At 70.2% G+C, this 26,465-nt stretch carries 29 protein-coding genes and 1 tRNA gene; 11 read left to right on the top strand and 19 right to left on the bottom strand.

All coding sequences use genetic code 11. From position 1 onward, the window contains the following. The 6 genes from pyrE to ACIGW4_RS05320 form a co-directional block, all read right to left on the bottom strand. A complete protein-coding gene (pyrE, locus tag ACIGW4_RS05345) occupies positions 1-549 on the bottom strand; it encodes an orotate phosphoribosyltransferase (protein WP_041129971.1) in 549 nt (182 codons plus the stop codon). 10 nt (positions 550-559) lie between these two features. After that, positions 560-1,345 (bottom strand): aldose 1-epimerase, encoded by a 786-nt coding sequence (locus tag ACIGW4_RS05340; RefSeq protein ID WP_398708442.1) that lies wholly within the window; start codon positions 1,343-1,345, stop codon positions 560-562. Positions 1,346-1,379: 34 nt separating this feature from the next. After that, the gene (locus ACIGW4_RS05335; protein ID WP_399578613.1) at positions 1,380-2,258 is read right to left on the bottom strand and encodes an SRPBCC family protein; all 879 of its coding nucleotides are present in this window, start codon (positions 2,256-2,258) and stop codon (positions 1,380-1,382) included. A gap of 61 nt (positions 2,259-2,319) precedes the next feature. After that, on the bottom strand, positions 2,320-4,002 hold the full coding sequence (locus ACIGW4_RS05330) for a polyamine aminopropyltransferase (protein ID WP_359586763.1): 1,683 nt from the start codon (positions 4,000-4,002) through the stop codon (positions 2,320-2,322). Between the two features lie 75 nt (positions 4,003-4,077). After that, positions 4,078-4,596: a DUF2617 family protein gene (locus ACIGW4_RS05325; protein ID WP_123453251.1), complete on the bottom strand. Its 519-nt coding sequence runs from the start codon at positions 4,594-4,596 to the stop codon at positions 4,078-4,080. 491 nt (positions 4,597-5,087) lie between these two features. After that, positions 5,088-5,288, bottom strand: coding sequence for a hypothetical protein (locus tag ACIGW4_RS05320; protein WP_399578611.1), 201 nt, complete (start codon positions 5,286-5,288; stop codon positions 5,088-5,090). A 190-nt stretch (positions 5,289-5,478) separates the two neighbouring features. Here ACIGW4_RS05320 and ACIGW4_RS05315 point away from each other — a divergent pair, with 190 nt between their 5' ends. After that, complete coding sequence (locus ACIGW4_RS05315; protein ID WP_123453255.1) at positions 5,479-6,657, top strand: pyridoxal phosphate-dependent aminotransferase; 1,179 nt, start codon at positions 5,479-5,481, stop codon at positions 6,655-6,657. Between the two features lie 84 nt (positions 6,658-6,741). On the opposite strand, the gene ACIGW4_RS05310 is transcribed toward ACIGW4_RS05315, so the two are convergent. Then, positions 6,742-7,290, bottom strand: coding sequence for a YbjN domain-containing protein (locus tag ACIGW4_RS05310; RefSeq protein WP_190155587.1), 549 nt, complete (start codon positions 7,288-7,290; stop codon positions 6,742-6,744). 150 nt (positions 7,291-7,440) lie between these two features. Between ACIGW4_RS05310 and ACIGW4_RS05305 the strand changes: the two genes are divergently transcribed. After that, entirely contained in the window at positions 7,441-7,860 is a 420-nt protein-coding gene (locus ACIGW4_RS05305; protein ID WP_398708199.1) for a hypothetical protein, read from the top strand. Position 7,861: 1 nt separating this feature from the next. Here ACIGW4_RS05305 and clpB read toward each other — a convergent pair whose 3' ends face one another. Next, a complete protein-coding gene (clpB, locus tag ACIGW4_RS05300; protein ID WP_399578607.1) occupies positions 7,862-10,453 on the bottom strand; it encodes an ATP-dependent chaperone ClpB in 2,592 nt (863 codons plus the stop codon). 122 nt (positions 10,454-10,575) lie between these two features. Between clpB and ACIGW4_RS05295 the strand changes: the two genes are divergently transcribed. Then, positions 10,576-10,980 carry a pyridoxamine 5'-phosphate oxidase family protein gene (locus ACIGW4_RS05295; protein WP_123453262.1) on the top strand — a complete coding sequence of 135 codons (405 nt, stop codon included), beginning with the start codon at positions 10,576-10,578 and terminating at the stop codon, positions 10,978-10,980. 120 nt (positions 10,981-11,100) lie between these two features. Here ACIGW4_RS05295 and ACIGW4_RS05290 read toward each other — a convergent pair whose 3' ends face one another. Both ACIGW4_RS05290 and ACIGW4_RS05285 read right to left on the bottom strand, forming a co-directional pair. Next, positions 11,101-11,418 (bottom strand): (2Fe-2S)-binding protein, encoded by a 318-nt coding sequence (locus ACIGW4_RS05290; RefSeq protein ID WP_041129982.1) that lies wholly within the window; start codon positions 11,416-11,418, stop codon positions 11,101-11,103. Between the two features lie 7 nt (positions 11,419-11,425). After that, positions 11,426-11,638, bottom strand: coding sequence for a hypothetical protein (locus tag ACIGW4_RS05285; RefSeq protein ID WP_123453264.1), 213 nt, complete (start codon positions 11,636-11,638; stop codon positions 11,426-11,428). Between the two features lie 133 nt (positions 11,639-11,771). On the opposite strand from ACIGW4_RS05285, the gene ACIGW4_RS05280 reads away from it, so the two are divergent. Further along, complete coding sequence (locus tag ACIGW4_RS05280; protein ID WP_123453266.1) at positions 11,772-12,752, top strand: helix-turn-helix transcriptional regulator; 981 nt, start codon at positions 11,772-11,774, stop codon at positions 12,750-12,752. 147 nt (positions 12,753-12,899) lie between these two features. On the opposite strand, the gene ACIGW4_RS05275 is transcribed toward ACIGW4_RS05280, so the two are convergent. From ACIGW4_RS05275 to dnaK, 4 genes are read right to left on the bottom strand one after another with little or no spacing between them, the layout of a single operon-like run. Beyond that, positions 12,900-13,346, bottom strand: coding sequence for a heat shock protein transcriptional repressor HspR (locus ACIGW4_RS05275; RefSeq protein ID WP_123453268.1), 447 nt, complete (start codon positions 13,344-13,346; stop codon positions 12,900-12,902). A 4-nt stretch (positions 13,347-13,350) separates the two neighbouring features. Then, positions 13,351-14,520 (bottom strand): molecular chaperone DnaJ, encoded by a 1,170-nt coding sequence (dnaJ, locus tag ACIGW4_RS05270; protein ID WP_123453270.1) that lies wholly within the window; start codon positions 14,518-14,520, stop codon positions 13,351-13,353. 33 nt (positions 14,521-14,553) lie between these two features. Continuing rightward, positions 14,554-15,180: a nucleotide exchange factor GrpE gene (gene grpE, locus ACIGW4_RS05265; protein ID WP_123453272.1), complete on the bottom strand. Its 627-nt coding sequence runs from the start codon at positions 15,178-15,180 to the stop codon at positions 14,554-14,556. Then, the gene (gene dnaK / locus ACIGW4_RS05260) at positions 15,180-17,021 is read right to left on the bottom strand and encodes a molecular chaperone DnaK (RefSeq protein ID WP_123453274.1); all 1,842 of its coding nucleotides are present in this window, start codon (positions 17,019-17,021) and stop codon (positions 15,180-15,182) included. The genes grpE and dnaK overlap by 1 nt, the downstream gene beginning before the upstream one ends. A gap of 259 nt (positions 17,022-17,280) precedes the next feature. On the opposite strand from dnaK, the gene ACIGW4_RS05255 reads away from it, so the two are divergent. After that, complete coding sequence (locus ACIGW4_RS05255) at positions 17,281-17,895, top strand: sugar transferase (protein WP_399578601.1); 615 nt, start codon at positions 17,281-17,283, stop codon at positions 17,893-17,895. Between the two features lie 107 nt (positions 17,896-18,002). Next, complete coding sequence (locus tag ACIGW4_RS05250; RefSeq protein ID WP_359586759.1) at positions 18,003-20,261, top strand: (Fe-S)-binding protein; 2,259 nt, start codon at positions 18,003-18,005, stop codon at positions 20,259-20,261. Between the two features lie 70 nt (positions 20,262-20,331). Here the strand turns inward: ACIGW4_RS05250 and ACIGW4_RS05245 are convergent, their stop codons facing one another. Beyond that, positions 20,332-20,532, bottom strand: coding sequence for a hypothetical protein (locus ACIGW4_RS05245; protein ID WP_398708189.1), 201 nt, complete (start codon positions 20,530-20,532; stop codon positions 20,332-20,334). Between the two features lie 180 nt (positions 20,533-20,712). On the opposite strand from ACIGW4_RS05245, the gene ACIGW4_RS05240 reads away from it, so the two are divergent. After that, positions 20,713-21,567, top strand: coding sequence for a Yip1 family protein (locus ACIGW4_RS05240; RefSeq protein WP_359586758.1), 855 nt, complete (start codon positions 20,713-20,715; stop codon positions 21,565-21,567). 77 nt (positions 21,568-21,644) lie between these two features. Here ACIGW4_RS05240 and ACIGW4_RS05235 read toward each other — a convergent pair whose 3' ends face one another. Both ACIGW4_RS05235 and dcd read right to left on the bottom strand, forming a co-directional pair. Continuing rightward, entirely contained in the window at positions 21,645-22,142 is a 498-nt protein-coding gene (locus ACIGW4_RS05235) for a phosphoribosyltransferase (RefSeq protein ID WP_123453282.1), read from the bottom strand. Between the two features lie 13 nt (positions 22,143-22,155). Next, positions 22,156-22,731, bottom strand: a complete 576-nt coding sequence (dcd, locus tag ACIGW4_RS05230) for a dCTP deaminase (RefSeq protein WP_030690788.1) — start codon at positions 22,729-22,731, stop codon at positions 22,156-22,158. A 443-nt stretch (positions 22,732-23,174) separates the two neighbouring features. On the opposite strand from dcd, the gene ACIGW4_RS05225 reads away from it, so the two are divergent. From ACIGW4_RS05225 to ACIGW4_RS05210, 4 genes are all read left to right on the top strand, one after another. Continuing rightward, positions 23,175-23,245, top strand: a tRNA-Gly gene (locus ACIGW4_RS05225). Positions 23,246-23,468: 223 nt separating this feature from the next. Beyond that, on the top strand, positions 23,469-24,209 hold the full coding sequence (locus ACIGW4_RS05220; protein WP_399578595.1) for a hypothetical protein: 741 nt from the start codon (positions 23,469-23,471) through the stop codon (positions 24,207-24,209). Positions 24,210-24,255: 46 nt separating this feature from the next. Next, a complete protein-coding gene (locus ACIGW4_RS05215; RefSeq protein ID WP_399578592.1) occupies positions 24,256-24,441 on the top strand; it encodes a hypothetical protein in 186 nt (61 codons plus the stop codon). 115 nt (positions 24,442-24,556) lie between these two features. Further along, the gene (locus tag ACIGW4_RS05210) at positions 24,557-24,931 is read left to right on the top strand and encodes a DUF6896 domain-containing protein (RefSeq protein ID WP_399578589.1); all 375 of its coding nucleotides are present in this window, start codon (positions 24,557-24,559) and stop codon (positions 24,929-24,931) included. 5 nt (positions 24,932-24,936) lie between these two features. Here the strand turns inward: ACIGW4_RS05210 and ACIGW4_RS05205 are convergent. Then, a protein-coding gene (locus ACIGW4_RS05205) for an IS5 family transposase (RefSeq protein WP_399578586.1) occupies positions 24,937-25,745 on the bottom strand; the annotation gives its coding sequence in 2 pieces (ribosomal slippage) (positions 24,937-25,406 and positions 25,406-25,745; 810 coding nt in all). A gap of 85 nt (positions 25,746-25,830) precedes the next feature. Then, complete coding sequence (locus ACIGW4_RS05200; RefSeq protein ID WP_399578583.1) at positions 25,831-26,259, bottom strand: hypothetical protein; 429 nt, start codon at positions 26,257-26,259, stop codon at positions 25,831-25,833. Positions 26,260-26,465: the final 206 nt, after the last annotated feature.

Below are 26,465 nucleotides of genomic sequence, written 5' to 3'. Positions count from 1 at the left end.
TTACGCCAGGCCGAGCTCGTCCAGCGCGTACGCGTAGAGGTACGGAACGCCCGCCGTGCCGCTGATCTTCTCGCCCGCGCCGGTGGCACGGTCGACGATCGTGGCGACCGCGACCACCTCGGCACCGGCCGCGCGCGCCGCCTCGACGGCGGTCAGCGGCGAACCGCCGGTGGTGGAGGTGTCCTCGACGATCAGGACGCGACGGCCCTTGATGTCCGGGCCCTCGACCTGGCGCTGCATCCCGTGGGCCTTGGCGGCCTTGCGGACGACGAAGGCGTCGAGGCGCTCGCCCCGCGCGGCGGCGGCGTGCAGCATCGACGTCGCGACCGGGTCGGCACCCAGCGTCAGACCGCCGACCGCGTCGAAGTCGAGGTCCTTGGTCAGTTCGAGCATGACCTGGCCGACCAGCGGCGAAGCCGCACCGTCCAGCGTGATCCGGCGCAGGTCCACGTAGTAGTCGGCTTCCAGACCCGAGGAGAGGGTCACCTTGCCGTGCACCACGGCCTTGTCCTTGATCTGCTGGAGCAGCTCAGCGCGTACGTCAGTCATGCCCACGAGCTTAAAGCCGCCGCCAGCTCCAGACGCTCTCGACCTCCAGGGGGTCGATCGGGGTGACCAGGCGCGGATGGGTGTTGAGGCCGTTCGGCGGGCCGGACTGCGGCTCGACGCAGACCGCCTCCTCCGGCTCGTCGTAGATCACGACCCACTCGGCGCGGCTCGCCACCTTCAGCTCCAGCTCCTCCGGCCAGGTGAGGGTGACGTCGACGCCGCCGGGCATGCCGAAGCAGTCGTCCCAGGGGCCGGGGAGGGGGTCGATGCGGCGGCCGGTGGGGAGGTGGTTCTCACCGCGCTCCTCCTGCCAGGCGGGCGTGAAGTCGAGCCGTACGTCCTGACCGCCCCGGCCCAGGTTGCGCAGGAACCAGGGGTGCCAGCCGGCCTGCGCCGGGAAGGAGTCGTCGTAGGTCTCGACGCCGAAGCGGAGGGTGAGGGAGTCCTCGGCCAGCTCGAAGACCTGGGTGACCCGGCCCTTGTACGGCCAGGGGTCGCCGAGCTCGCAGGTGAAGACCGCCTCGGCCGCGGAGGTCCGGGCGGTCTTCCAGGCGAGGTCGCGGACGGTGCCGTGGATGGCGTGCGGGGCGGCGTTGATCGGCAGCTGGTGCGTGGTGGCGCCGTTGCGGAAGCGGCCGTTCTCGGTCCGCCCGCACCAGGGCGCCATCGGGAAGCTTCCGTACCGCTCGCCCTGGCGCAGCAGTTCGGTGCCGCCGATGCGCAGGCTCCCGATCCGGCAGCCGTGTTCGGGGTCGATGGTCAACTCGGCGTCGCCCGCCGTCAGTCGCGTCTGCATGCTCACGTCCCGACCCTAGCCCGCGGGGGCCGTTTCAGCGGCGGCGGCGCAGGGCCCGGCCGACGACGACGGCCGAGGCGAGGGCGAGGGCCGCGGCCGGTGCGATCCAGCGCAGGGTGGCGCCTGCGCTCGTCGCCTCGGGGGCGGGGACGGGGGCGTACCGGCCGCGCGGCGGCGCGTGGTCGACCTCCTCGGCGGACCGCCCGATCATGGTCCGGCGGGCGTGGGCGGCCTCGGCGGCGGGCTGCGGGGAGGGGAACTCGATCGGGGCGTCGCCGAAGTCCTCGTCGAGGAGCGGGTCGAGGGAGGAGGGCGGCAGCGGCGCGTCGTAGGCGGAGCCCCGCTCGGGGGACTCCTCCGCCCCGTCGTCGACCCCGTCGTCGTCGGCCTCCTCCTGAACCGGGCTCTCCTCCGAAGCCGGGCTCTCCTCCGGTGCCGCGGCCCCTTCCGGGGCCGTGTCCGGCCGTTCCGGTGCCTCGGAGGGCTCGTCCGCCAGCGCGGCCACCGCCTCCACGAACTTGTCGAGGAGCCTGGTGCCCGCCGTGGCGCGTGCCTCGTCCGTCGCGTCGGCGAGCCGGCCGACCGCCGTGAGGGCGCCGGTGAAGCTCATGCTGGTCCCCTCGGCCACCGGGGTGAGGACGACGGTGAGGGACAGCTCGGCCGAGCCCTTGCCCCGCACCTCGGTGCCCTCCCCCTCGTAGGTGATGGCCCCGTCCCGCTCGACGACCTTGAGGGCACCCCGGTAGGTGATGGTGTTGCCGCCGACCCGCACCTTCAGCCGGCCCGTGAGGGGTCCGGCCTCCTCGTCGGCGTCCCGCTGGAGACCGGGCACGCAGCGCACCACGCGGGCCGGGTCCGTGAGCGTCGCGCGCAGGGCTTCGGCCGGGACGGGGACGAACACCTCATGCTCCATGGAAGCCGAGCCTACTCAGGCGGGGGCCCGGCGTCGCCTGTTCGCCCCGAGGGGTCCTCCGTCAGGCCCCGTACCGGGGGTGCACCAGGGTCGAGGGCGGCGGCGTGGCGCCCCGGGTCCGCTCGGCGCGGCGCGCGGCGGCCTCCAGGGTCCCGGGGCCGAGCGAGCGCAGCCGGGGCGCGTCGGGGGCGAGGCCGAGGGCGGGGGGCCGGTCGCCCCGTACGGCCAGGAGGAAGCCCCAGTCGCGCGGCCCCCGCCCCGTACGGCCGGCGCGGTCGGCGCGGTCGGGTCCGGCGGCGAAGCCGGGGGTGCGGCCGGCCGCGCTGAACGGGCTGGTCGCGAAGCCGGCGGCGCGCAGGGTGGCGTCGACCGTCCAGTAGGTGCGGGGCCGGTCGGTGGCCGATCCGGCGTGCACGGCGAACCGTCCGCCGGTGGCGAGGACCCGGGCCACCAGGCCGTAGAACTCCTCCGAGTAGAGCTTGGTGCTGGGGGTGATCCCCGGGTCGGGCAGGTCGGAGATCACCACGTCGTACCGTTCCTGCAGACGATCGGCGGCGCCCCTCAGCCAGTTGAACGCGTCCGCGTAGGCCACCTGGACGCGGGGGTCGCGGAAGGCCTGCTCGTTGAGCCCGGAGAGCGCCGGGTCCGTGCGGGCGAGGCGGACGATCCCCGGGTCGAGCTCGACGACGGTGACGGTCCGGACCCCGGCGTAGCGCAGGGCCTCGCGGGCGGCCATCCCGTCGCCGCCGCCGACGATCAGCACGCGCGCGTGCGGGCCGTTCATCGCGGGGTGCACGAGCGCCTCGTGGTAGCGGTACTCGTCCCGGCCGGCCACCCGCAGCCGCCCGTCGAGGAACAGGTCGGGAGGCTCCTCGCGGCCCCCGGTCACCACGACCTCCTGGAGGTCGGTGTGGACGGCGACCCGTACCGGTTCCCCGTACACGGCGCGGCGCGCGGCCTGTTCGAAGTCGTCGACGAGCACGGTCGCGGTGGCGAGGGCCGTCAGGACGCACAGGTTCACGGCGACGAGCAGGGCCCGGGAACGGCGGGTCAGGTCGTGGCGGAACACCCAGAGGACCAGGCCGCCGCCCGCGACCGCGTTGACCGCGCCGGTGACGAGCGCGCCGGTGAGCTGGCCGAGCCAGGGCAGCAGCAGGAAGGGAAAGGCGAGGCCGCCGACGAGCGCGCCGACGTAGTCGGCGGCGAAGAGGTCGGCGACCGTCCCGGCGGCGTCGTCCTGCTCCCCGAGCGCGGCCTGCCGCCCGGCGCGCCCGGCGTGCTCCCGTGCCGGCCGCTGTATGAGCGCCATCAGGAGCGGGATCTCGGCACCGATGAGCACCCCGATGGCGAGCGAGAACGCCACCAGGACGTGCCGCGATTCGCCCAGCCAGGCGAAGGCCGCGTACAGCACCATCGCCGAGCAGCCGCCGATCAGCGCGAGCCCGGCCTCGACCAGACCGAAGCCGACGGCGGCGCGGCAGCGCAGCCGCTTGGCGAGGAGCGAGCCCACTCCCATCGCGAAGACCATCACGGAGAGCACGACGGAGGCCTGGGTGACCGAGTCGCCGATCAAGTACGAGGCGAGGGCGACCAGTTCGAGCTCGTAGACCAGGCCGCAGGCGGCGCAGACGAAGACGACCGCGAGGACCGGGAACCGTACCGCCTCGCGCGGCGGCCGCACGGACCGCCGCACAGGCGGCCGGCGCACCCTCTTGGGTGGCATGGTCACGGTCGGCTCGATCATGAGCGTAACGCTACGTCACGGCAGACGCACCCCTTGTCACCCACACGAGTGCACATGGAGCTCCAGGAGGGCGCATCAGAGCGTGGCGGGCATACGTTCACCGATGTGGGTCCTGGTCACCACCAGCTGCCCCTCCTGCGGGTAGGCGTGCCAGGTGCGCCACCGCACCTGGCCCTCGTGACGCTGCGCCAGCATCGCCGTGAAGGCGTGCGGGGAGCCGGGGAAGGTCCCCGCGAGTCCGTTGGGGTGATCGGCGACGAGCGCGAGCAGTTCCTGCGCACGGCCCGCGAAGGAGCCGTTCGTGAGCGTCTCGACGCGCGCCGAGAATTCGTACTCCCATTCGCCGACGCGCTTGGACACGCCGAGCGGGAGCGGGGTGCTGCTGCCCGGCATGCAGGCCACGGTCTCCGAGCAGTGGCGCCCCTCCTCCTCCAGGAGGACCTGATGGGACGCGCCGAGCAGCCTCAACTGCAGCTTGGCACCGGAGAGTTCGAGATCGAGCACGGCGAGCGCGGGCAGCGGCTCGCGCCCGAGGGCCCAGGCCAGATCGGACGCGCGCGTATCGGTATAGGAGGTCTTCAGGGTGGTGAGCATGGGTCGGCTCCGCAAACACGGTTTGACGGGTGGGCCGGGGGCGCCCCGGAGAAGGGTTCTACGGGAGTGGGGAATCGCCGGCTCGGGTCCACACACGGTCCGAGGGCTGTCTCTGTCAGGAGCGAGAGAACCACGTGCGTCGGGCGACTCGCAGCGTTTTTACCCAACTTGCTGTGTTTTCCAACCCCTTCGGGGACCCAACAGCTCACTTGTTCAATCAGCTGCCGCCGCAGCCCCCACCACCGCAACCGGACCCGCACGAGCTGCCGGAGCCACAGGAGCTGCCGCCACCACAGCCGCCGCCCCCGCCCCCGTCGGCCCAGCTGCTCCCGCTCCCGCTCCGGCGCCCTCCGCGCCGCTTGCCCCCGCCCTTCTTCCGGGTGCCGGAGAACAGTCCGATCACCACCAGCGCGAAGACGATGAAGATCACGAATTCCATCGGTACTACCCCCGTTCTTCTGTGCGAGGGGGATGCCCGGTCCGACACCCCGTCAAAGCCGAATTGAGCGAGTCCAGAGCTTCAGCTGCACGAGGACGAGCTGGAGCAGCTGGAGCACGAGGACGACGAGCAGGAGGAGCTCGAACACGACGAGCCGGAGCAGGAGGAAGAGGAGGAGGACGAGCAGGAGGAGGAAGAAGACGAGGACGACGAGCAGGAGGAGGAAGAGGAGGAGGACGACGAGTCGGCCCACCAGCTGTCACCACCGCCGCCACCGCGGCTCGCCCGCGTCGTCCCGCTCAGCACGCTCGCGACGACCCCCACCACGACCGCGATCACGACCGCGATCCCGGCGATGAAGAATGCTATGTCCATGCCAGGGCGATCCCCGTCCCGGACGCCCCCCAAAGCGCACTTGAGCAAGTCCAGAGCTTGGCTCCAGGATGGCGGTCATGACACGACCGCTGCTCAATCGCCGTCTCGCCGAGTTCGGGACGACGATCTTCGCCGAGATGTCCGCGCTCGCCGCCAGGACCGGGTCGATCAACCTCGGCCAGGGCTTCCCCGACACCGACGGCCCGGAGGAGATCCGGGAGGCGGCGGTCCGCGCGCTGCGGGACGGCCGCGGCAACCAGTACCCGCCCGGCCCCGGCGTCCCCGAGCTGCGCTCGGCGATCGCCGACCACCAGCGGGAACGGTACGGCCTCGCGTACGACCCCGACACCGAGGTCCTCGTCACGGCGGGCGCCACCGAGGCGATCGCGGCGGCCCTGCTCGCCCTGGTCGAGCCGGGCGACGAGGTGATCGCCCTGGAGCCGTACTACGACTCGTACGCCGCCTGCATCGCGATGGCCGGCGGCACCAGGGTCCCCGTCACCCTCCGCCCCCACGAGGGCGCCTACGCCCTCGACCTCGACGAACTGCGGGCCGCCGTCACCGACCGCACCCGGCTGATCCTGCTCAACACCCCGCACAACCCCACCGGCACGGTCCTCACCCGGGCCGAGCTGACCGCCGTCGCCGAGCTGGCGGTCGAGCGGGACCTGCTGGTCGTCACGGACGAGGTCTACGAGCACCTGGTCTTCGACGGGGCCGAGCACCTGCCGATCGCGAGCCTGCCCGGCATGCGGGAGCGCACGGTCACCATCGGTTCGAGCGGCAAGACGTTCTCGTTCACGGGCTGGAAGGTCGGCTGGATCACCGCGAGCCCCGAGCTGACCACGGCCGTCCGCTCGGCCAAGCAGTTCCTCACGTACGTCTCCTCGGGCCCCTTCCAGTACGCGATCGCCGAGGCCCTCCGCCTTCCCGCCGCCTACTTCGACGGCCTGCGCGCCGACCTGGGCGCCAAGCGGGACCTGCTGAGCGAGGGCCTGGCCCAGGCGGGCTTCGAGGTCTACCGCCCGGCCGGCACCTACTTCGTCACCACCGACATCCGGCCCCTCGGCGCCACCGACGGCTTCGCCTTCTGCCGCTCCCTCCCGGAGCGCGCGGGCGTCGTCGCCATCCCCAACGCGGTCTTCTACGACCACCGCGAGGAGGGCGCCCCCTTCGTCCGCTTCGCCTTCTGCAAGAAGACCGAGGTCCTGGAGGAGGCCGTCTCCCGCCTCAAGCGCCTCGCCTGAGTCGGCGCGCCCCGGACGCGCGAGGGCCCGGACCCCGCGGAGGGGATCCGGGCCCTCGTGGGCGCCCGGCGCGGGACGGGAGGCTCAGGCCTCCTCGTCACCGCCCTCGGCACCCTCGGCCTTGGCCTCCGGGGACTCCAGGCCGAACTGCTCGACGATCCACTTGTCGAACTCGATCGACGCGCGGACCCAGCTGACCGTGGAGGACACGAAGTGCTCCAGGGCGACGCCGGTGCCGATCAGCATCTGGGCCTCGCCGATGAGGCGGAGGGTGGCGGAGCCGTCCTCCTCCTCGTGGAGGTGGGTGTAGACCTTGGGCCACAGGGTGCGGCGGTTCCAGTCGTCGATCGCGTCGAGGATCTTCGCGCGGTCGTCGGCCGAGTGCGGACGGTCGTAGAACGTCCGCACCGAGAAGACCTGCTGCTCGGCCTCGCCGCGGAACATGAAGTACGTGCGGAACTCCTCCCACGGCGCCGCGAGGTCACCCTCGTCGTCGACGACGTACTTGAGTTCCATCTGCTCGAGGAGCTGCTTGACGAGGTCCTGGTCGGGGACGACGGGGCCCGCCGGTCCTGCTGCCTGAGGCTGGGGCTGGCCCCCGAAATTCGGAATCGAGGACGGGTCGATGCTCACCGTGTATTTCCCTTCGTACGGATGCTCGCCATCCTCCCCCATGGCGGGCGGTGCGTGGCAAGCCCCGCCGCGCCGGAAGCGGCAAGATCCGCTGCCGGCTGACATGATCTCGTGCCCATGGGGGAGGAAACGAAGACGAGGAACCGCCCGGTGAAGCCGCGCCCGTGGACCTGGGTCTGGGTGTCGGCCCTGGTGACCCTGTTCTGCGGCGGCCCGATCGCCGTCCTGGTCTGGGGCGCCATGGCGTGGAGCGAGATCGGCGAGACGAAGCAGGTCGACTGCGCCGAGATGATGACGTTCGCCCGGGGAAGCCTCCCGGCGAGCGCCGGGGACGCCCGCTGCACGGCGGCCCACTGGCAGGACACCCGGGCCACGGCCGAGTTCCGGATGCCGCGCGCCGAGGTCGCGGGATGGCTGGAAGCGACCTATCCGACCGGGGAGCCCGCCTTCGGCTGCGAGCAGGACCGGTGCGTGGACGTGTCGTACGACGAGACGCTGTACGTGCGCGTCCGGGTCGCGTACGAGGACGGGGTCACCGCCCTCGTACGCGTGGAGGCCTTCGACACCTGAGCTACTGCGCCGCCCCCACGATCAGCCCGCCCTCGACGCGGTCCACCCGGACCGTGTCGCCGTCCACGACCTCGCCCGCCAGGATCTCCTTGGCGAGCCGGTCGCCGATCGCCGTCTGGATCAGACGGCGCAGCGGCCGTGCGCCGTACGCGGGGTCGTTGCCCTCCTCGGCGAGCCACTCCAGGGCCTCCGGGGTGACGTCCAGGGTGAGGCGCCGGTCGGCGAGGCGCCTGGCGAGCCGGTCGATCTGGAGCTTCGCGATCCGCCCCAGCTCGGCCCGGTCGAGCGCGGAGAAGACGACCAGGTCGTCCAGCCGGTTGAGGAACTCGGGCTTGAAGCTCGCCCGCACGACCTCCAGGACCTGCTCCTTCTTCACCTCCTCCGAGGTCAGCGGCTCGACCAGGTACTGGCTGCCCAGGTTCGAGGTCAGGATCAGGATGGTGTTGCGGAAGTCCACCGTCCGGCCCTGCCCGTCGGTCAGGCGTCCGTCGTCCAGGACCTGGAGCAGGACGTCGAAGACCTCCGGGTGCGCCTTCTCCACCTCGTCGAGCAGGACCACGCTGTACGGGCGGCGGCGGACCGCCTCCGTGAGCTGGCCGCCCTCCTCGTAGCCGACGTAGCCGGGGGGCGCGCCGACCAGACGGGCGACGGAGTGCTTCTCGCCGTACTCCGACATGTCGATGCGGACCATGGCCCGCTCGTCGTCGAAGAGGAAGTCGGCGAGCGCCTTCGCCAGCTCGGTCTTGCCGACGCCGGTGGGGCCGAGGAAGAGGAAGGAGCCGGTGGGCCGGTCGGGGTCGGCGATCCCGGCGCGGGTGCGGCGCACCGCGTCGGAGACGGCCCGGACGGCCTCGGACTGGCCGATCAGCCGCTTGCCGAGCTCGTCCTCCATGCGGAGCAGCTTCTGCGTCTCGCCCTCCAGGAGGCGGCCGGCGGGGATGCCGGTCCAGGAGCCGACCACGTCCGCGATGTCGTCGGGGCCGACCTCGTCCTTGACCATGCTGTCCTTGGCCGCCTCCTGCTGGGCCTCCGCCTCGGTGGCGGCCTCCAGCTCCCGCTCCAGGCCCGGGATCTCCCCGTACAGCAGCTTGGAGGCGGTGTCGAAGTCGCCGTCGCGCTGGGCGCGCTCGGCGCGGCCGCGGGTCTCGTCGAGGCGTTCCTTCAGCTCGCCGACCCGGTTGAGGGACTGCTTCTCCTTCTCCCAGCGGGCGGTGAGGCCGCGCAGCTCCTCCTCGCGGTCGGCGAGGTCGCGCCGCAGCTTCTCCAGGCGCTGCCTGCTCGCCGCGTCCGTCTCGTTCTTCAGGGCCAGCTCCTCCATGCGGAGCCGGTCCACGGAGCGCTGGAGCTCGTCGATCTCGACGGGCGAGGAGTCGATCTCCATGCGGAGCCGGGAGGCGGCCTCGTCGACGAGGTCGATGGCCTTGTCGGGGAGGAAGCGGGAGGTGATGTACCGGTCGGAGAGGGTCGCGGCGGCCACCAGGGCGGAGTCGTTGATCTGCACCTTGTGGTGGGCCTCGTACCGGCCCTTGAGGCCGCGGAGGATCGCGATGGTGTCCTCGACGGTCGGCTCGGCGACCAGGACCTGCTGGAAGCGGCGCTCCAGGGCGGGGTCCTTCTCGATCCGCTCGCGGTACTCGTCGAGGGTGGTCGCGCCGACCATGCGGAGCTCGCCGCGGGCCAGCATCGGCTTGAGCATGTTGCCGGCGTCCATGGCGGAGTCGCCTCCGGCGCCCGCGCCGACGACCGTGTGCAGCTCGTCGATGAAGGTGATGATCTGGCCGTCGCTCTCCTTGATCTCGGAGAGGACGGTCTTCAGGCGCTCCTCGAACTCGCCGCGGTACTTCGCGCCGGCGACCATCGCGCCGAGGTCGAGCGCGACGAGCCGCTTGTTCTTCAGGGACTCGGGGACGTCGCCCTTCACGATCCGCTGGGCGAGGCCCTCGACGACGGCGGTCTTGCCGACGCCGGGCTCGCCGATGAGGACCGGGTTGTTCTTGGTGCGGCGGGACAGCACCTGGACGACGCGCCGGATCTCGTGGTCGCGGCCGATGACCGGGTCCAGCTTGCCCTCGCGCGCGGCGGCGGTGAAGTCCGTGCCGAACTTCTCCAGCGCCTTGTACTGCCCCTCCGGGTCGGGCGTGGTCACCCGGCGTCCTCCCCTGCTCGTCTCGAAGGCGTCGAGCAGCTTCTTCGCGCTCGCGCCCTGCCGGTCGAGGATCTCACCGGCCTGGCCGCCCTTGGCGGCGATCCCGATGAGCAGGTGCTCGGTCGAGAGGAAGTCGTCGCCGAGCTCCTTGGCGCGCCTGTCGGCGTCGGCGAGGACGGCGAGGAAGTCGCGGTTGGGCTGCGGGGGCGCGACCGTGGACCCCGTGATGCTCGGCAGGCCGGCGAGGAGCCGTTCCGCACCGGCGCGGACGAGCGCCTGGTCGGCCTCGGCGGCGGCGAGCAGGTCGGTGATGTTCTCGTTGTCCTGACCGGTCAGCAGCGCGAGCAGCAGATGGGCCGGGGTCAGGTCGGCGTGTCCGTCCGACACGGCGCGGCTGCTCGCCGCGTTGATCGCGTCCCGGCTCCTGTTGGTCAGTTCGGCGTCCACGTGCGGTGCTCCTTCTGGGTTCTCGTGGGTCCTCTCCTTCTATGACCTCTCCAGGGTACACAAAGTTGAGTCGACTCCGCTCAAGGTGTCGGAGGGCGCCCTCCCGCGGGTAGTTTCCGGGCATGGCCACAGACCCCAGGAACCCCTCCGACTCGTACCTGAGCTTCTGGCGCGAGTACCACATGTGCACCCTGACCACCCCGCGCCCGGACGGCACCCCGCACGTCGTCGCGGTCGGCGTCACGTACGACCCCGAGGGCGGGTACGCGCGCGTGATCACCAACAAGAACAGCCGGAAGGTCGCCAACGTCCTGGCGGCGGGCGCGGAGGGCGCGCGGGTCGCGGTCTGCCAGGTCGACAAGGGGCGCTGGGCCACCCTGGAGGGCGTCGCCCGGATCCGTACGGAGGCGGAGGTCGTCGAGGACGCCGTCGCCCGCTACGCCGAGCGCTACGGCCGCACGCCGAGCCCGAACCCGGACCGGGTCGTCATCGAGATCGCCCTCACCCGGGCCATGGGCCGCGCCTGAGGGGGCGGGAAGGGCGCGGCGGGCAGGGAAAAGCACAGCGGCGCCATCGCGTTTCAGGTCCGCGATGGCGCCGCTGTGTGGGGGAAGTGCCGGAGCGATCTACAACGACGGGGGAATCGCTCAGGCACTGCGGGGGGTGGCGGTGATGGCCTCCGGTTCGATCAGCTGGTGGTCCCGCTGATCGAGGTTGACGAAGATCATGCCGTACCGGATGGCACAGCGGATGGGCTGCGGAGCGCCGCGGGGACGGCGCAGACAGCGGTACGCGCGGACGTCTTCGTCCTGCTCACGGGCGACGACGATCGGCTCTCCGAAGAGGGTGACCTTCAGCGAGTCGCCACGGTGGGGGATTGCCGTGGCGAGATCGACGAAGTGCCAGCCGGAGCGATAGGCCGAGGCCATCTCCCGGCGGAACCTGGGGTCATCGGGAACATTCATGTCCCGACTAGCTCCAGCCGGGGTCCTGCTGGGGGGCCACGCTCCAGCCCGGGTCATAGACGAGCGTGGCGTCGGCCAGGTGCCAACCGGGGTCGAGCTGAGCGGCCTGCACCTGCGCCGGCTCCGAGTGCCAGCCCGGGTCGAGGGCCACTCCCGCGCCCACTGTGGCGGCCGCGATGAAGGCGAATCCGGCCGCCGCGCGTATGAGCTTCTTCATCATCACCGAGCAACCTCACTTGAAGGCAACGTCTCTTTTCCAACCCCCGCGAGTAAGACGATGGCTTACTCTCTGCGCCTGCACCACCAAACCCAGGCATCATGTTCCTGAGATGCAGGAGCCTGGGGGTGTACATATGCGGAAACAAGCGGACGAAACAGGTCACCCTCATTCGCACGCCGAACTGTGCGAAGCGGGCTCCGAGCTGTACGCGGCCGCTCTGCGCACCGGCCGAATACCCCGGTCAGAGGCGGTCGAGGCACCCTGCCTCCTCGACCTGTCCCTGCTCCACCCCGACCCCGACGACGCCCAGTGGCTGCGTCCGGTTCCCCCCTCCGCGGCCCTCGCCCAGCTGCTCCAGCCGATCGAACGCGAGATCCTCGACCGCCGCCGGCGCACCGTCGCCCTGTCGGACGCCTTCGAGCCGTTCATGGCCATCAGCGCCCACGACTCCCTCTCCACCCACGCCATCACCGTCCTCGAGGGCATCGACCGCATCAACTCGACCCTCGACCGCGTCGTGGCCAACTGCCGCCAGGAGCTCCTCACCGTCCAGCCGGGCGGCGGGCGGCCCGCCCAGGCCCTCAGCGAGGCCCTCGACCGCGTCTCCCCGCTCCTGGGGCGCGGCATCAGCATGCGCACGCTCTACCAGCACACCGCGCGCCACACCGAGCTCACGCTGACCTATCTGGAGCACGTCGGCCCCGAGGTCCAGGTCCGCACCCTCGAAGAGATCATCGACCGGCTGATCATCGTGGACCGCGAGGTCGCCTTCATCCCGGCCCGCAGCGACCGCCAGGTCGCCCTGGAGCTGCGCCACCCCGGTCTGGTCGCCTACCTCGGCGGCGTCTTCGACCAGTTCTGGCAGCTGGCGGTGCCGATACGGGAGGAGATCCCGTACGACATCAAGACGGACGGCATCGGCGGCGTCCAGCGCTCCATCGCCCGGCTCCTCGTCGAGGGGCACGTCGACGAGGCCATCGCCCGCCGGCTCGGGATGAACGTGCGGACCTGCCGGGCGCACATCGCCAAGCTCGCCGCCGCCCTCGGCAGCGGCAGCCGCGCGCAGCTCGGCTATCTGATCGCCCAGTCCGGCATCCTCGAACGGGACAGCTGAACGACCGACGGGCCGTCCGAAGGACCGACGGGCCGTCGGAACGACCCACGGGACATCGGAACGACCGACGGGACACCCGAACGGCCCCGGACACGGCGGAGGCCCCCTCCACCGGGGAGGGGGCCTCTGCCGTGACGAGGTGAAGGGCTACTCGCCGCGCTGCTTGGGACGCCACACCACGAGGGCGCTCGTCTGCTGCACATCGGTGTACGGAACCAGGTCCCGGCGGTACGAGGCGTGCACCTGGGCCTCGCGCTGGCGCAGCGTCGCCGCCGCGCCCTCGACCGCCGCCGACAGCTCGGACACGCGGGCCTGGAGCGCCGCGACCTGGTTCTCCAGTTCGATGATCCGCTTGATTCCGGCCAGGTTGATGCCCTCGTCCTGCGACAGCTGCTGCACCTGGCGGAGCAGCTCGATGTCACGGGCCGAGTAGCGGCGGCCCCGCCCGGCCGTGCGGTCCGGGGAGACCAGGCCGAGGCGGTCGTACTGCCGGAGGGTCTGCGGGTGCAGCCCGGAGAGCTGGGCCGCCACCGAGATGACGTACACCGGAGACTCGTCGGTCAGTTCGAACGGATTACGCCTGCGCCCTTCCACCGGGTCACGCTCCCTTCGCGGCCTGGAACAGCTCGGCCCGCGGATCCTCGGAGGCGGTCGCCTCGCGGAAGGTCTCCAGGGCCTCTCGTGCCTTGTCGTCCAGCTCCTTCGGCACCGCCACCTCGACCGTCACCAGGAGGTCGCCGCGCGTGCCGTCCTTGCGGACCGCGCCCTTGCCCCGGGCGCGCATGGTCCGGCCGTTCGGGGTGCCCGCGGGCAGCTTGAGGGTGACCGCGGGGCCGCCGAGGGTCGGCACCTTGATCTCGCCGCCGAGCGCCGCCTCCGAGAAGGAGACCGGCACCGTGACGGTGAGGTTGTCGTCCTTGCGACCGAAGACCGGGTGGTCGTCGACGTGCACGACGACGTACAGGTCGCCGTTCTGCCCGCCGCGCTCGCCCGGCGCTCCCTTGCCGCGCAGACGGATCTTCTGGTTGTCGCTGACACCCGCCGGGATGCGGACCTGCATGGTGCGGGAGGACTTGGCCCGCCCGCTGCCCTTGCAGACCTCGCAGGGGTTCTCGGCGATGAGGCCGCGGCCCTTGCAGTCCACGCACGGGTCGGTGAGCGAGAAGCCGCCGCCGCTGCCGCGGGAGACCTGCCCGGTGCCGACGCAGGTCGGGCACACCCGGGGCGTGCCGTTCTTGTCGCCGGTGCCCGAGCACGCCGTGCACGGCTGCTGGCTGGACATCCGCAGCGGCACGGTCGCGCCCTCGATGGCCTCGGTGAAGCTGAGCGTCACCTCGGACTCGATGTCCTGGCCGCGCCGCGGCTGGGTGCGACCGGCGCCCCCGCCGCGGTTGAACAGTCCACCGAAGACGTCGCCGAGTCCGCCGCCGCCGAAGCCGCCCGCCCCGCCCTGGGCGCCCCCGAAGAGGTCGCCCAGGTCGAAGTTGAACGAACCTCCGGCGCCGGGACCGCCGGCTCTGAAACCGCCGTTCCCGAAGAGGGCGCGGGCGTCGTCGTACTCCTTGCGCTTCTTGGGGTCGCCGAGGACGTCGTTCGCCTCGGAGATCTCCTTGAAGCGCGCCTCGGCGCTCGCGTCACCCTTGTTGGCGTCCGGATGGTTCTCGCGGGCGAGCTTCCGGTACGCCTTCTTGATCTCGGCCTCGGTGGCGTCCTTGGGGACGCCGAGAACCTTGTAGTAGTCCTTCTCGACGAAGTCCTTCGTGCTCATCGACGTCCCTCCTCCCGCGTGCGGGTACGGCTGTTACTCGCTGTCCTTCTCGGAGTCATCCGACTCCTCCGCCTTCGCCTGGGCGCCCGGCTGGGGCTCGGCGACGGCCACGCGGGCGGGACGGATGGTCCGCTCGCCGATCCGATACCCGGGCTGCAGGATCGCCACGCAGGTCGTCTCGGTGACGTCCGGCGCGTACGAGTGCATCAGGGCCTCGTGGATCGTCGGGTCGAAGGGCTCGCCCTCCTTGCCGAACTGCTGCAGACCCATCTTGGCGACGACGGTCTCCAGCGATTCGGCCACCGACTTGAACCCGCCCACGAGTTCGCCGTGGTCCCGGGCCCGGCCGACGTCGTCGAGCACGGGCAGGAGCTCGGACAGGAGGCTCGCGACGGCGATCTCCTTGACCGTGACCCGGTCCCGCTCCACGCGGCGGCGGTAGTTCTGGTACTCGGCCTGGAGCCGCTGGAGGTCGCCGGTGCGCTCGGTGAGCGCCGTGCGGGCCTGGTCCAGCTGCGCCAGCAGAGCCACGTCAGTGGCGTCCCCGGCCGGGGCCGCCCCCTCCGCCTGGTCGGCGGAGTCGGCGGCCTCGGTCTCCTCGGGCGTGCCGTCGGCGGGGACGTCGGGCTTCTCCTCGAAGCCCGGGGTCTCCTCCGACATCAGGCAGCGCCACCCTTCGGCTTGTCCTCGTCGACGATCTCGGCGTCGACGACGTCGTCGTCCTGCGCCTGGGCCTGACCGGCGTCGCCGCCGGCGGCCTGGGCGGCCTGGGCGTCGGCGTACAGGGCCTGGCCGAGCTTCTGCGAGACGGCCGCGACCTTCTCGGTGGCGGTGCGGATCTCGGCGGTGTCCTCGCCCTTGAGCTTCTCCTTCAGCTCGCCGAGCGCGGCCTCGACCTCGGACTTGACGTCGCCGGGGACCTTGTCCTCGTTGTCCTTGAGGAACTTCTCCGTCTGGTAGACGAGCTGCTCGCCCTGGTTGCGGGTCTCGGCGGCCTCGCGGCGGCGGTGGTCCTCCTCCGCGTACTGCTCGGCCTCCTGGCGCATCCGGTCGACCTCGTCCTTCGGCAGCGAGGAGCCGCCGGTGACGGTCATCTTCTGCTCCTTGCCCGTGCCCAGGTCCTTCGCGGTCACGTGCATGATGCCGTTGGCGTCGATGTCGAAGGCGACCTCGATCTGCGGGACGCCACGGGGGGCCGGCGGCAGACCGGTCAGCTCGAACATGCCGAGCTTCTTGTTGTACGCCGCGATCTCGCGCTCGCCCTGGTAGACCTGGATCTGCACGGACGGCTGGTTGTCCTCGGCCGTCGTGAAGATCTCGGACCGCTTGGTCGGGATCGTGGTGTTGCGCTCGATGAGCTTGGTCATGATGCCGCCCTTGGTCTCGATGCCGAGGGACAGCGGGGTCACGTCGAGGAGCAGGACGTCCTTGACCTCACCCTTGAGGACACCGGCCTGGAGCGCGGCGCCGATGGCGACGACCTCGTCCGGGTTGACGCCCTTGTTGGCCTCCTGGCCGCCGGTCAGCTCCTTGACGAGCTCGGCGACGGCCGGCATGCGGGTCGAGCCACCGACGAGGACGACGTGGTCGATCTCGGAGAGCTGGATGCCCGCGTCCTTGATGACGTTGTGGAACGGCACCTTGCAGCGCTCGAGCAGGTCGGAGGTGAGCTGCTGGAACTGGGCGCGCGTGAGCTTCTCGTCCAGGTGCAGCGGGCCCTCGGCGGAGGCCGTGATGTAGGGCAGGTTGATCGTGGTCTCGGTCGAGGACGAGAGCTCGATCTTCGCCTTCTCGGCGGCCTCGCGCAGACGCTGGAGGGCCATCTTGTCCTTGGCCAGGTCCACGCCGTGGCCGTTCTGGAACTGCGTCACCAGGTAGTCGACGACGCGCTGGTCCCAGTCGTCACCACCGAGGTGGTTGTCACCGTTGGTGGCCTTCACCTCGACGACGCCGTCGCCGATCTCCAGCAGGGACACGTCGAAGGTGCCGCCACCGAGGTCGAAGACGAGGATCGTCTGGTCGTCCTTGTCCAGGCCGTAGGCCAGGGCGGCCGCGGTCGGCTCGTTGACGATGCGCAGGACGTTGAGGCCCGCGATCTCACCGGCCTCCTTGGTGGCCTGACGCTCGGAGTCGTTGAAGTACGCCGGGACGGTGATGACCGCGTCGACGACCTTCTCGCCCAGGTACGCCTCGGCGTCGCGCTTGAGCTTCTGCAGGATGAAGGCGCTCATCTGCTGCGGGTTGAAGGACTTGCCGTCGATGTCGATCTTCCAGTCGGTGCCCATGTGGCGCTTGACCGACCGGATGGTCCTGTCGACGTTGGTGACGGCCTGGCGCTTGGCCACCTCGCCGACGAGCACCTCGCCGTTCTTCGCGAAGGCGACGACGGACGGCGTGGTCCTGGCGCCCTCGGCGTTGGTGATGACGGTGGGCTCGCCGCCTTCCAGAACGCTGACGACGGAGTTAGTCGTGCCCAGGTCGATGCCGACCGCACGTGCCATTTCGGTTCCTCCAGCTGACTGACTTGAGTGGATCTGACTCAAGGATGCACGAGGAACCCGACCGCGTCAACAGACCTGAGTCCGGTCGACTCAACTCTTCGCCGGTCGGGACACTCAAAGGGCGCGTCGCTCCCGGATTTGACCGGGTCCGCGTGAGAGAGTCCGGACATATCCCTATCCCGTTCCCCATCCGTCCCAGGATTCCCGCCGGAGGGTGTGACCGCATGACGGCGAGGCCCGCGACGACGGGAGGCGTGCGATGACGGAGCAGCGAGCGACGCCGGAGAAGCCCGGGACGACGGAGAAGCCCGGGGCGACGGAGAAGCCCGGGGCGACAGAGCGGCGAGCGACGGCGGGAAAACCTGCGACGACGGCCAAACGCGCGATGACGGCCAAGCGCGCCCTCGACGTGACGGTCGGGACGCTCCTGCTCCTCGTCCTCTCGCCGCTGGTCGTCGGCACCGCCCTGTCCGTGGCCCTCGGCGGCGGGGGCGGTACGGGCGGGCTGCTGCGCCGCCGGACCGTGGCGGGTCTCGACGGGCGGCCCTTCACGATGCTCACCTTCCGCACGAAGAGCCCGCTGGCCGCACTGCCGCTGCTGCTGCACGTCGTCACGGGCCGGATGTCGCTCGTCGGACCGTGCCCGCTGGCCCCGACCCACCGGGAGTGCGCGGGCGAGGGCCGGCGCCGGCTCTCCGTACGCCCCGGGCTCACCGGACCGTGGCAGATCAGCGGTCGTTCGGACCTGCCGTGGGAGGAGCGCGAGCTCCTCGACCTCCACTATGTGGACCACCACTGGCTGGGGATGGATCTGCTGGTCCTTGCGCGTACGCTTCCAGCAGTACGCAGGCGTCGCGCGGCAAGGTTTGCCTGAGCGACACATATCACCGCGAGCGCCGCTACAGCGCGGCGCCGTGACCGGGTAATCTCAGCAGGAACTCAATAAGTTACCGCTTAGTAGGCCCGCCCGAGGAGCCCGTCATGCAACTCGCCGCGATCATCGTGTCGATCGCCATCACGGTGGTGGCCGTCGCGCTGTTCGGCCGCGCCACCGTGCAGATCTACCGCTTCGTGCGGCTCGGTCAGCCGGTCCCCGCCGGCACGCGCACCGGTGACCCCAAGCAGCGCACCATCACGCTGGTCAAGGAATTCCTCGGCCACACGCGCATGAACCGCTGGGGCATCGTCGGCTTCGCGCACTGGTTCGTGGCGGTGGGCTTCTTCTCGCTGCTCCTCACCATCGTGAACGCCTTCGGCCAGCTCTTCCAGGCCGACTGGCTGATCCCGTTCATCGGCGACTGGCTGCCGTACGAGATCTTCACCGAGTTCCTCGGCCTCATGACGGTCCTCGGCATCGTGACCCTCATCGTCATCCGCCAGCTGAGCAAGCCGACCAAGGCGGGCCGCAAGTCCCGCTTCGCCGGCTCCAAGACCGGCCAGGCGTACTTCGTCGAGGCCGTCATCCTGATCGTCGGCGTCTGCATCATGACGCTCCGCGCCCTCGAAGGCGTCCAGCACCACGTGACGAGCTGGGAGCCGGGCTTCTTCGCCTCGTACCCGCTGATCGCCCTGCTCGACGGCCTGGACCTGAGCACGATCCAGTACCTCACCTACTTCTTCGCGTGCCTCAAGATCGTCACGTCCTTCACCTGGATGATCACGGTCTCGCTCAACACCAACATGGGCGTCGCCTGGCACCGCTTCCTCGGCTTCCCGAACATCTGGTTCAAGCGCAACGCCGACGGCTCCACCGCCCTGGGCGCGCTCCAGCCGATGACCACGGCCGGCAAGGAGATCGACTGGGAGGATCCGGCCGAGGACGCCGTCTTCGGCGTCTCCCAGGTCGAGCAGTTCTCCTGGAAGGGCATCCTCGACTTCTCCACCTGCACCGAGTGCGGCCGCTGCCAGTCGCAGTGCCCCGCCTGGAACACCGGCAAGCCCCTCTCCCCCAAGCTCCTCATCATGTCGCTGCGCGACCACGCGCACGCCAAGGCGCCGTACCTGCTCGCGGGCGGCGGCAAGACCATGGAGGGCGACGAGAAGGCGACCGAGGAGCAGCTCAAGGACGTCCCCGCCGCCGCCCTGGCCGAGGCCGAGCGCCCCCTCGTCGGCACCGCCGAGGAGAACGGCGTCATCGACCCCGACGTCCTGTGGTCCTGCACCACCTGCGGCGCCTGCGTCGAGCAGTGCCCGGTCGACATCGAGCACATCGACCACATCGTCGACATGCGCCGCTACCAGGTGATGATCGAGTCCGCGTTCCCGTCCGAGGCGGGCACGATGCTCAAGAACCTGGAGAAGAAGGGCAACCCCTGGGGCCTGGCCAAGAAGCAGCGCGTCGAGTGGACCAAGGAGGTCGACTTCGAGGTCCCGATCGTCGGCAAGGACGTCGAGGACCTCACCGAGGTCGACTACCTCTACTGGGTCGGCTGCGCCGGCGCCCTCGAAGACCGCGCCAAGAAGACGACGAAGGCCTTCGCCGAACTCCTCCACATCGCGGGCGTCAAGTTCGCGATCATGGGCGGCGAGGAGAAGTGCACCGGTGACTCCCCGCGCCGTCTGGGCAACGAGCCGCTGTTCCAGCAGCTCGGCGCCGAGAACGTCGCCATGCTGAACATGGCGTTCGGCGAGGACGACGAGGACGAGTCGACCAAGAAGCCGAAGTCGGCCAAGAAGATCGTCTCGACCTGCCCGCACTGCTTCAACACCATCGCCAACGAGTACCCGCAGCTCGGCGGCGAGTACGAGGTCATCCACCACACCCAGCTGCTCCAGCACCTCATCGACGAGGGCAAGCTGATCCCGGTGACCCCGGTCGAGGGCCTCATCACCTACCACGACCCCTGCTACCTGGGCCGGCACAACAAGGTCTACACGCCGCCGCGCGAGATCATGTCCGCCGTCCCCGGCCTGCGCCAGCAGGAGATGCACCGCCACAAGGAGCGCGGCTTCTGCTGCGGCGCCGGCGGCGCGCGGATGTGGATGGAGGAGCGGATCGGCAAGCGCATCAACAACGAGCGCGTCGACGAGGCCCTGTCCCTCAACCCGGACATCGTCTCCACCGCCTGCCCGTTCTGCCTCGTCATGCTCACGGACTCCGTGAACGGCAAGAAGAACGAGGGCAAGGCCAAGGAGTCCGTCACGGTCGTGGACGTCGCCCAGCTGCTCCTGGACTCGGTGAAGACCCCGGTCGAGCCGGAGGAGGAGCCGGCGGCCGAGGAGCCGGAGCCGGCGGTCTGATCCCGGACGCACGAGGGGGCCGCCCCGCGCCGTTGAAGGCGCGGGGCGGCCCTTTTCACGCGCCCGCGTCTCAGCGGTGGCGGGCGACGAGGTTCCCGTGGAGGTCGCGGGTCCAGCTCTTGCCGCCGGGGACGGAGAGCTTGTCACAGGGCCGCCCGCCCTTGCCGGCGAAGAAGGTGGCGGAGAAGCGGCCGGGCCCGCCCCGGTGGCGACGGCGGCGGTACGGACGGAACGACGGGTGAGAAGCATCGGAAAAGCTCCTTGCTCGCATCACTGGCATCTCCGGAGCCACGAGTACGACATCGAGGCGATACGTCGGATTCGTAACAGCGTCCCGGCGCCCCCTTCACGACCGCGTCACGCCCCCCGGGCCCCCTAGGGGATGTCACAGGTCAGTGGCAAGGCCAGGCCCGGGGCACGACCACACGGTGAAAACGGGTACGTTCGAGGCGTGGCTGGATTCAGGAACGGACGCGGCCGGGACAACCGCCCCCCGCAACAACAACCGCAGCAGGCGCCGTACGGGTACAACGCGGCCCCGCCGCCCTACCCGCAGCAGCAGTGGCAGCAGCCGCCGCAGGGGCGGTCGTACGGGCAGCAGGGGCAGGCCTACGGGGAGCCGGAGTACTTCGGCGACCCGCAGAACCACCATCACCAGCAGCACGCGGCGGCGAACAACCCGGGCCACACCCAGATGTTCAGCGTCGACGACCCGTACGGCGACGCGGCGACGTACGACGCGGGCGCGGCCCCCGTGCCCACGGGTCCCCGGCTCCCCTGGCAGCAGCTCCTGACCGGCATCGTGGTCCGTCCGGCGGACACGTTCCTGCGGATGCGGGACCACTCCGTCTGGGGACCGGCGCTGATCGTCACCTTCCTCTACGGGCTCCTCGCGATCTTCGGCTTCGACCAGGCCCGCGAAGAGGCGCTCAACGCGACGATCTCCAGCACGATCCCGTACGTCCTGATGACGGCCCTCGGCTTCGTGGCCGGCGGTCTGATCCTGGGCGCGGTCACCCACACCCTCGCGCGCCAGCTGGGCGGCGACGGCGCCTGGCAGCCGACGGTCGGCCTCTCGATGCTGATCATGTCGATCACGGACGCGCCGCGCCTGCTCTTCGCGCTCTTCCTGGGCGGCGAGAACGGCCTGGTGCAGGTCCTCGGCTGGGCGACCTGGCTGGCCCTCGGCGCGCTCCTCACCGTCATGGTGAGCCGCTCCCACGACCTGCCGTGGCCGAAGGCGCTGGGCGCGTCGGCGATCCAGCTGGTGGCGCTGCTGAGCCTGATCAAGCTGGGCACGCTGTAACGGCGTACGAGGACGCCCGCACACGAAAAGGAGAAGCCCCCACCGAGACCGGTGGGGGCTCTCCCGTGTCCGGGGACTCAGGCGTCGAGGACCTGGCCCTCGCGCTTCACGACGGGCGGCTCGACCGACCACGGGAAGTTGATCCACTCGTCGGTCTTCTTCCACACGTACTCGCACTTCACGAGGGAGTGGGACTTCTCGTAGATGACGGCGGAGCGGACCTCGGCGACGTGGTCGACGCAGAAGTCGTGGACGAGCTTGAGCGTCTTGCCGGTGTCGGCGACGTCGTCGGTGATCAGCACCTTCTTGTCGCTGAAGTCGATCGCGTCCGGGACGGGCGCCAGCATGACCGGCATCTCCAGGGTGGTCCCGACCCCGGTGTAGAACTCGACGTTCACCAGGTGGATGTTCTTGCAGTCCAGGGCGTAGGCCAGGCCGCCGGCGACGAAGACGCCGCCGCGGGCGATGGAGAGCACGATGTCGGGCTCGTAGCCGTCGTCGGCGATGGTCTGCGCCAGCTCGCGGACGGCGACGCCGAAGCCCTCGTACGTCAGGTTCTCGCGTACTTCACTCATGCCTGCGACCGCCTCACACCTGGGTCCGATGGAAGTTCATGTAGGAGCGGGAGGCCGTCGGCCCCCGCTGGCCCTGGTACCGCGAGCCGTACCGCTCGCTCCCGTACGGGAACTCGGCGGGCGAGCTCAGCCGGAACATGCACAGCTGGCCGATCTTCATCCCCGGCCAGAGCTTGATCGGCAGGGTGGCGAGGTTCGACAGCTCCAGGGTCACGTGCCCCGAGAAACCGGGGTCGATGAACCCGGCGGTCGAGTGCGTGACGAGCCCCAGCCGCCCCAGGGAACTCTTCCCCTCCAGCCGCGAGGCGATGTCGTCCGGCAGGGTGATGACCTCGTAGGTCGAGGCGAGCACGAACTCGCCCGGGTGCAGGATGAACGCCTCGTCGCCCTCCGGCTCGACCTCGCGCGTCAGGTCGAGCTGCTCGACGGCGGGGTCGATGTGCGGATAGCGGTGGTTCTCGAACACCCGGAAGAAGCGGTCAAGCCTCACGTCGATGCTCGAGGGCTGCACCATGGATTCGTCGTACGGGTCGATGCGCACCCGTCCGGCATCGATCTCGGCCCGGATGTCCTTGTCTGAGAGAAGCACGCCCCCACGATACGCAGAGGGCGCGGACCTGCCCCAATCGGCAGGCGCCCGCGCCCCGGCACCTCACGGCTCAGCGCCGCCCGGCCTCCACCGGCACCGCGTGCCGCAACCGCGCACACCGCGGACACCGGATGAGCCGCCCGGGCCCGATCCGCCCCGCACCGAGCTGCTGAAGCGGGAACGAGGCGGTACTGAACACATGCCCTTCGGCACAACGGACGACGGTGCGCTCCATCGAAGCCATCAAGTCCCTTCCCCTACACATGTGGTGGACGATCAGCCACATTAGGGGATGAAGAGGGTGCCCTCCCACGCGGCACTCCGCACCACACCCCGCGCGGCGCTCCTCACGACTCTCCGCACGACCGGAGCAGGGAGCTTCGCCTCAAGTGGCACATGGGGTACAGTGTGCAACGATGCGGCACGGACCACCCGGCCGCTGCGCGGATGTAGTTTAATGGTAGAACATGAGCTTCCCAAGCTTATAGCGCGGGTTCGATTCCCGTCATCCGCTCGTGAAAGAAGGCCCAGGTCAGCGACCTGGGCCTTCTTCGTTGTCTAGACCTCTCAGGGGTCACCGTGCCCTCCGCGTGCCCCATCTCACGGGAATGCCCAGCTCGAAGGGCACGCGGCGCACCACCTCGCACCACCTGCGCCGAAACGGCTGCCGCGAGGATGACCATCGGTCTCGGGAATCGCCCCATCCGAGGCCGGCCGCGTGGCTAGCGTGTGGCCTTATGACCGACGCCGCACCCTCCGGGGCGGACCTCCTGACGTATCTGAACCGTCTGGAGTTACGTTTCGACTCGTCCGCTTCCCTGGTCGCATCCGATGCCCACGACGATCCCGCAACGCTGGAATGGCACTGCCGTGCCGTCCTGCCCCTGTGGGAGCCGGACGACGAGGAGACCGAGGCAGAGAACACACGGCTCCTGGCCCCTGGCGTATCACTGGCTCAGACGTCCCATGGCGAGGGCCAAGATCTGACGATCCTCTCGATGTCTGGTCTCACGGTGGACCTATGGCGCGTCGGAAGCATCTCCGTGTCGCTGGACGCGCGCGACGCCGACTACGCGCACTTCATGCCGCTCTTCGAGAATGCGGGAGAACTCGGTCTGCACCCCGACCTGGAGGAGGGCCTGGTGAGCGGCGACCAGGTCGTCATCATCGACCGGGTTCGGATCGCACCGGCGTGGCGCGGGTTGGGCGGGGTCGGCCGGTTGTTGATCGGCCGACTGCTCCGCTGGGTGGCCGGCCAAGCGGCGCTCGTGGCGACACATCCGTACCCGATCGACATCCCTGTCGACGAACGGGAGAACACGGCCCGGGAAGCGCGGGAGAAGGCGGTGGTGCAACGCACCTGGCGATCCTTGGGGTTCGAGCCCTTCCGTGAGGACGTATGGGTGATGCAGCCGCATCTGAGCGCCCATGGAGCCGCCGTCGAGCGCCTGGAGACCGTATTCGCTCAGCACCTCTGAGCCCACCCGTACGGCCACACCAGAAGAGAGGACGGACAGGACCGCAATGCGCGAGTTCACCAACCACAGGGCGCGATCCACGCTCAACGCTCTTTGCCGCTTCTACCTGGAGACCCAGGACTTCTCAGAAGCGCATCCCGGGGCAACACTGGACGACTTCGAGCGGCACCTGCTTCAACAGATCGACGACTTGAAGGCGGAACTGGAAGCCGGTGAAGAGGCGGCTAACTGATCGTTTCAGAATGCCGCCCTGTGGAGACGCTTGCGGCCCGTGGAACAATCCCCTTCAACCACGGGCTCAGGGGGAATGACGACGTATGGAACGGGTTGGGGATGCGCGGGGGCTCGTGCTTGGTTACGTCGACGCTCTGAATGCGGTTGACGCGGCCATGAGGGCGGCGATCCCATCGCTTGAGCGACTCGCAGATGTCCTCGCCCTGGTCCGTTCGCACCGGATCATCAACCGGAGTGGGCAGGTCGGCACCTACTCCTACTCGGTTCATGGGGCCGGGTGCCGCTTCGTCAGCGACAACGGCATCGAGGTCGACGTCGACTTCGCACCCGACGGGAGCGAGATCTTCGACCTCTGGCGGCTGCGCTGGTACGGGCTGAGCCTGCCTGAGCCTCTTGACGTCACGGATCAGGACCTGCGGACCGCCGTGCGGTCCCTGCAACCGCTTCTGACCGAGGTGCGACCGGGGTGGTTCGGTGTCGCCAGCTGATCGCTTCAGGATGAGGTGCGCAGGCGGCGCAGGCATATGAGGCTGCAGGCAAGTTCGAGCAGTCCCTGGTGGAGATCAGCGCGTCGCTCGTAGCGGGTGCGGAGCCGTTTGAACTGGTGCAGCCAGGCGAAGGCACGCTCGACGACCCAGCGCACCTTGCCCAGTCCTGAGCCGTGAGCGACGCCGCGTCGGGCGATCATCGGCTTGATGCCGCGCTTCCACAACAGGCGGCGGTACTTGTCGAAGTCGTAGCCCCGGTCGGCATACAGACGCCGGGGCTTGCGACGGGGACGCCCCCGCAGACCCCGGATCGACGGAACGGCGTCGAGCAGGGGCAGGAGCTGGGTGACGTCGTGCCGGTTGGCACCGGTGAGCGTGACGGCGAGCGGGGTTCCGTGACGGTCGACGATCAGGTGGTGCTTCGAGCCAGAGCGGGCCCGATCCACGGGCGAGGGCCCGACGTGGTCCCCCCTTTCAGCGCCCGGACGTGCGATCCGTCCACGGAGCAGTCGTCCAGGTCCAGCAGGCTGGCGCGACGAAGGTCGGTCAACAGGGCGGCGTGCAGGCGCGGCCAGACGCCGGCCTCGGTCCAGTCCCGCAGTCGGCGCCAGGCCGTCACACCGGAACAGCCCACTGCCTCCGCGGGGACGTCACGCCACGCGACACCGGTCCGCAGCACGTACATGACGTCGGCGAGCGCCACTCGATCGGGGACACGCAGCCGCCCTGGGTGTCGATGGCGCCGTTCGGGGGCGGGCGGCAGCAGGGGGGCCACCCGCTCCCACAGGTCATCCGGAACAAGATCAACACGCACGCCGGACACCCTGCCGACCAAGATTGTCGAGCGCAAGCCCCACGGCTCAACTCATTCTGAAACGATCAGTAAGGAGTTGGAAAGCCTACTTCCGGCTGGCCTCTGTGAGAGCGAAGAACGCATTGGAGACCATCTCAAGCTGCGACCTCGGAGGGTCAGAGAGGCCGGCGGTGAGTCCTGCCACGGCGTCTTTGGCGGCCGCCACGGTGTCAGGGGCGGGGACGGGTGCGGCGTGGGCAGCCGGAGCGGCCAGGCCGAGGCCGGCGGCGGCGAGCGCGGCGGCTGAAATGATCTTCTTCATGTTCTGCAAACGAACCCTGCGGGTGGAGGACACGGGCAGACTGCCGTCCGGAGCGTCAAACGCCTGCCTGGCTCCGTTCCTGGCCGAAGACGCGGTGGTGGCGGAGTCGACCATGCCCTTGCCGTCGCCGGACCGGTTGGAACGCCGCCCCTTGATCCGCGAAGACGTCGGGAAGCCCGGATGCGGCGAGGGCCGCGCCGAGGAAGACGTCACCGACCAGGCCGAGGCCGGCCACGGCCGAACGCCTGGCGCGGACCGTACGCTGCGAGCGCGGGCACGAACAGCATCGAGACCGTCCCGGATCGTCCGCCCGCCGAGGAACTGACAGTCCTGCTGGAGGGCGTGCCTGTGAACTGACGCGATCAACCTCTCCATCGACGACGCCGCTGGACAAGAAGGGAAGTAACCCCTTCGAGTGA

The sequence above is a fragment of the Streptomyces sp. NPDC053513 genome (assembly GCF_044544765.1).
GTDB lineage: Bacteria > Actinomycetota > Actinomycetes > Streptomycetales > Streptomycetaceae > Streptomyces > Streptomyces litmocidini.
This window is presented reverse-complemented; position numbering and strand designations above follow the sequence as displayed.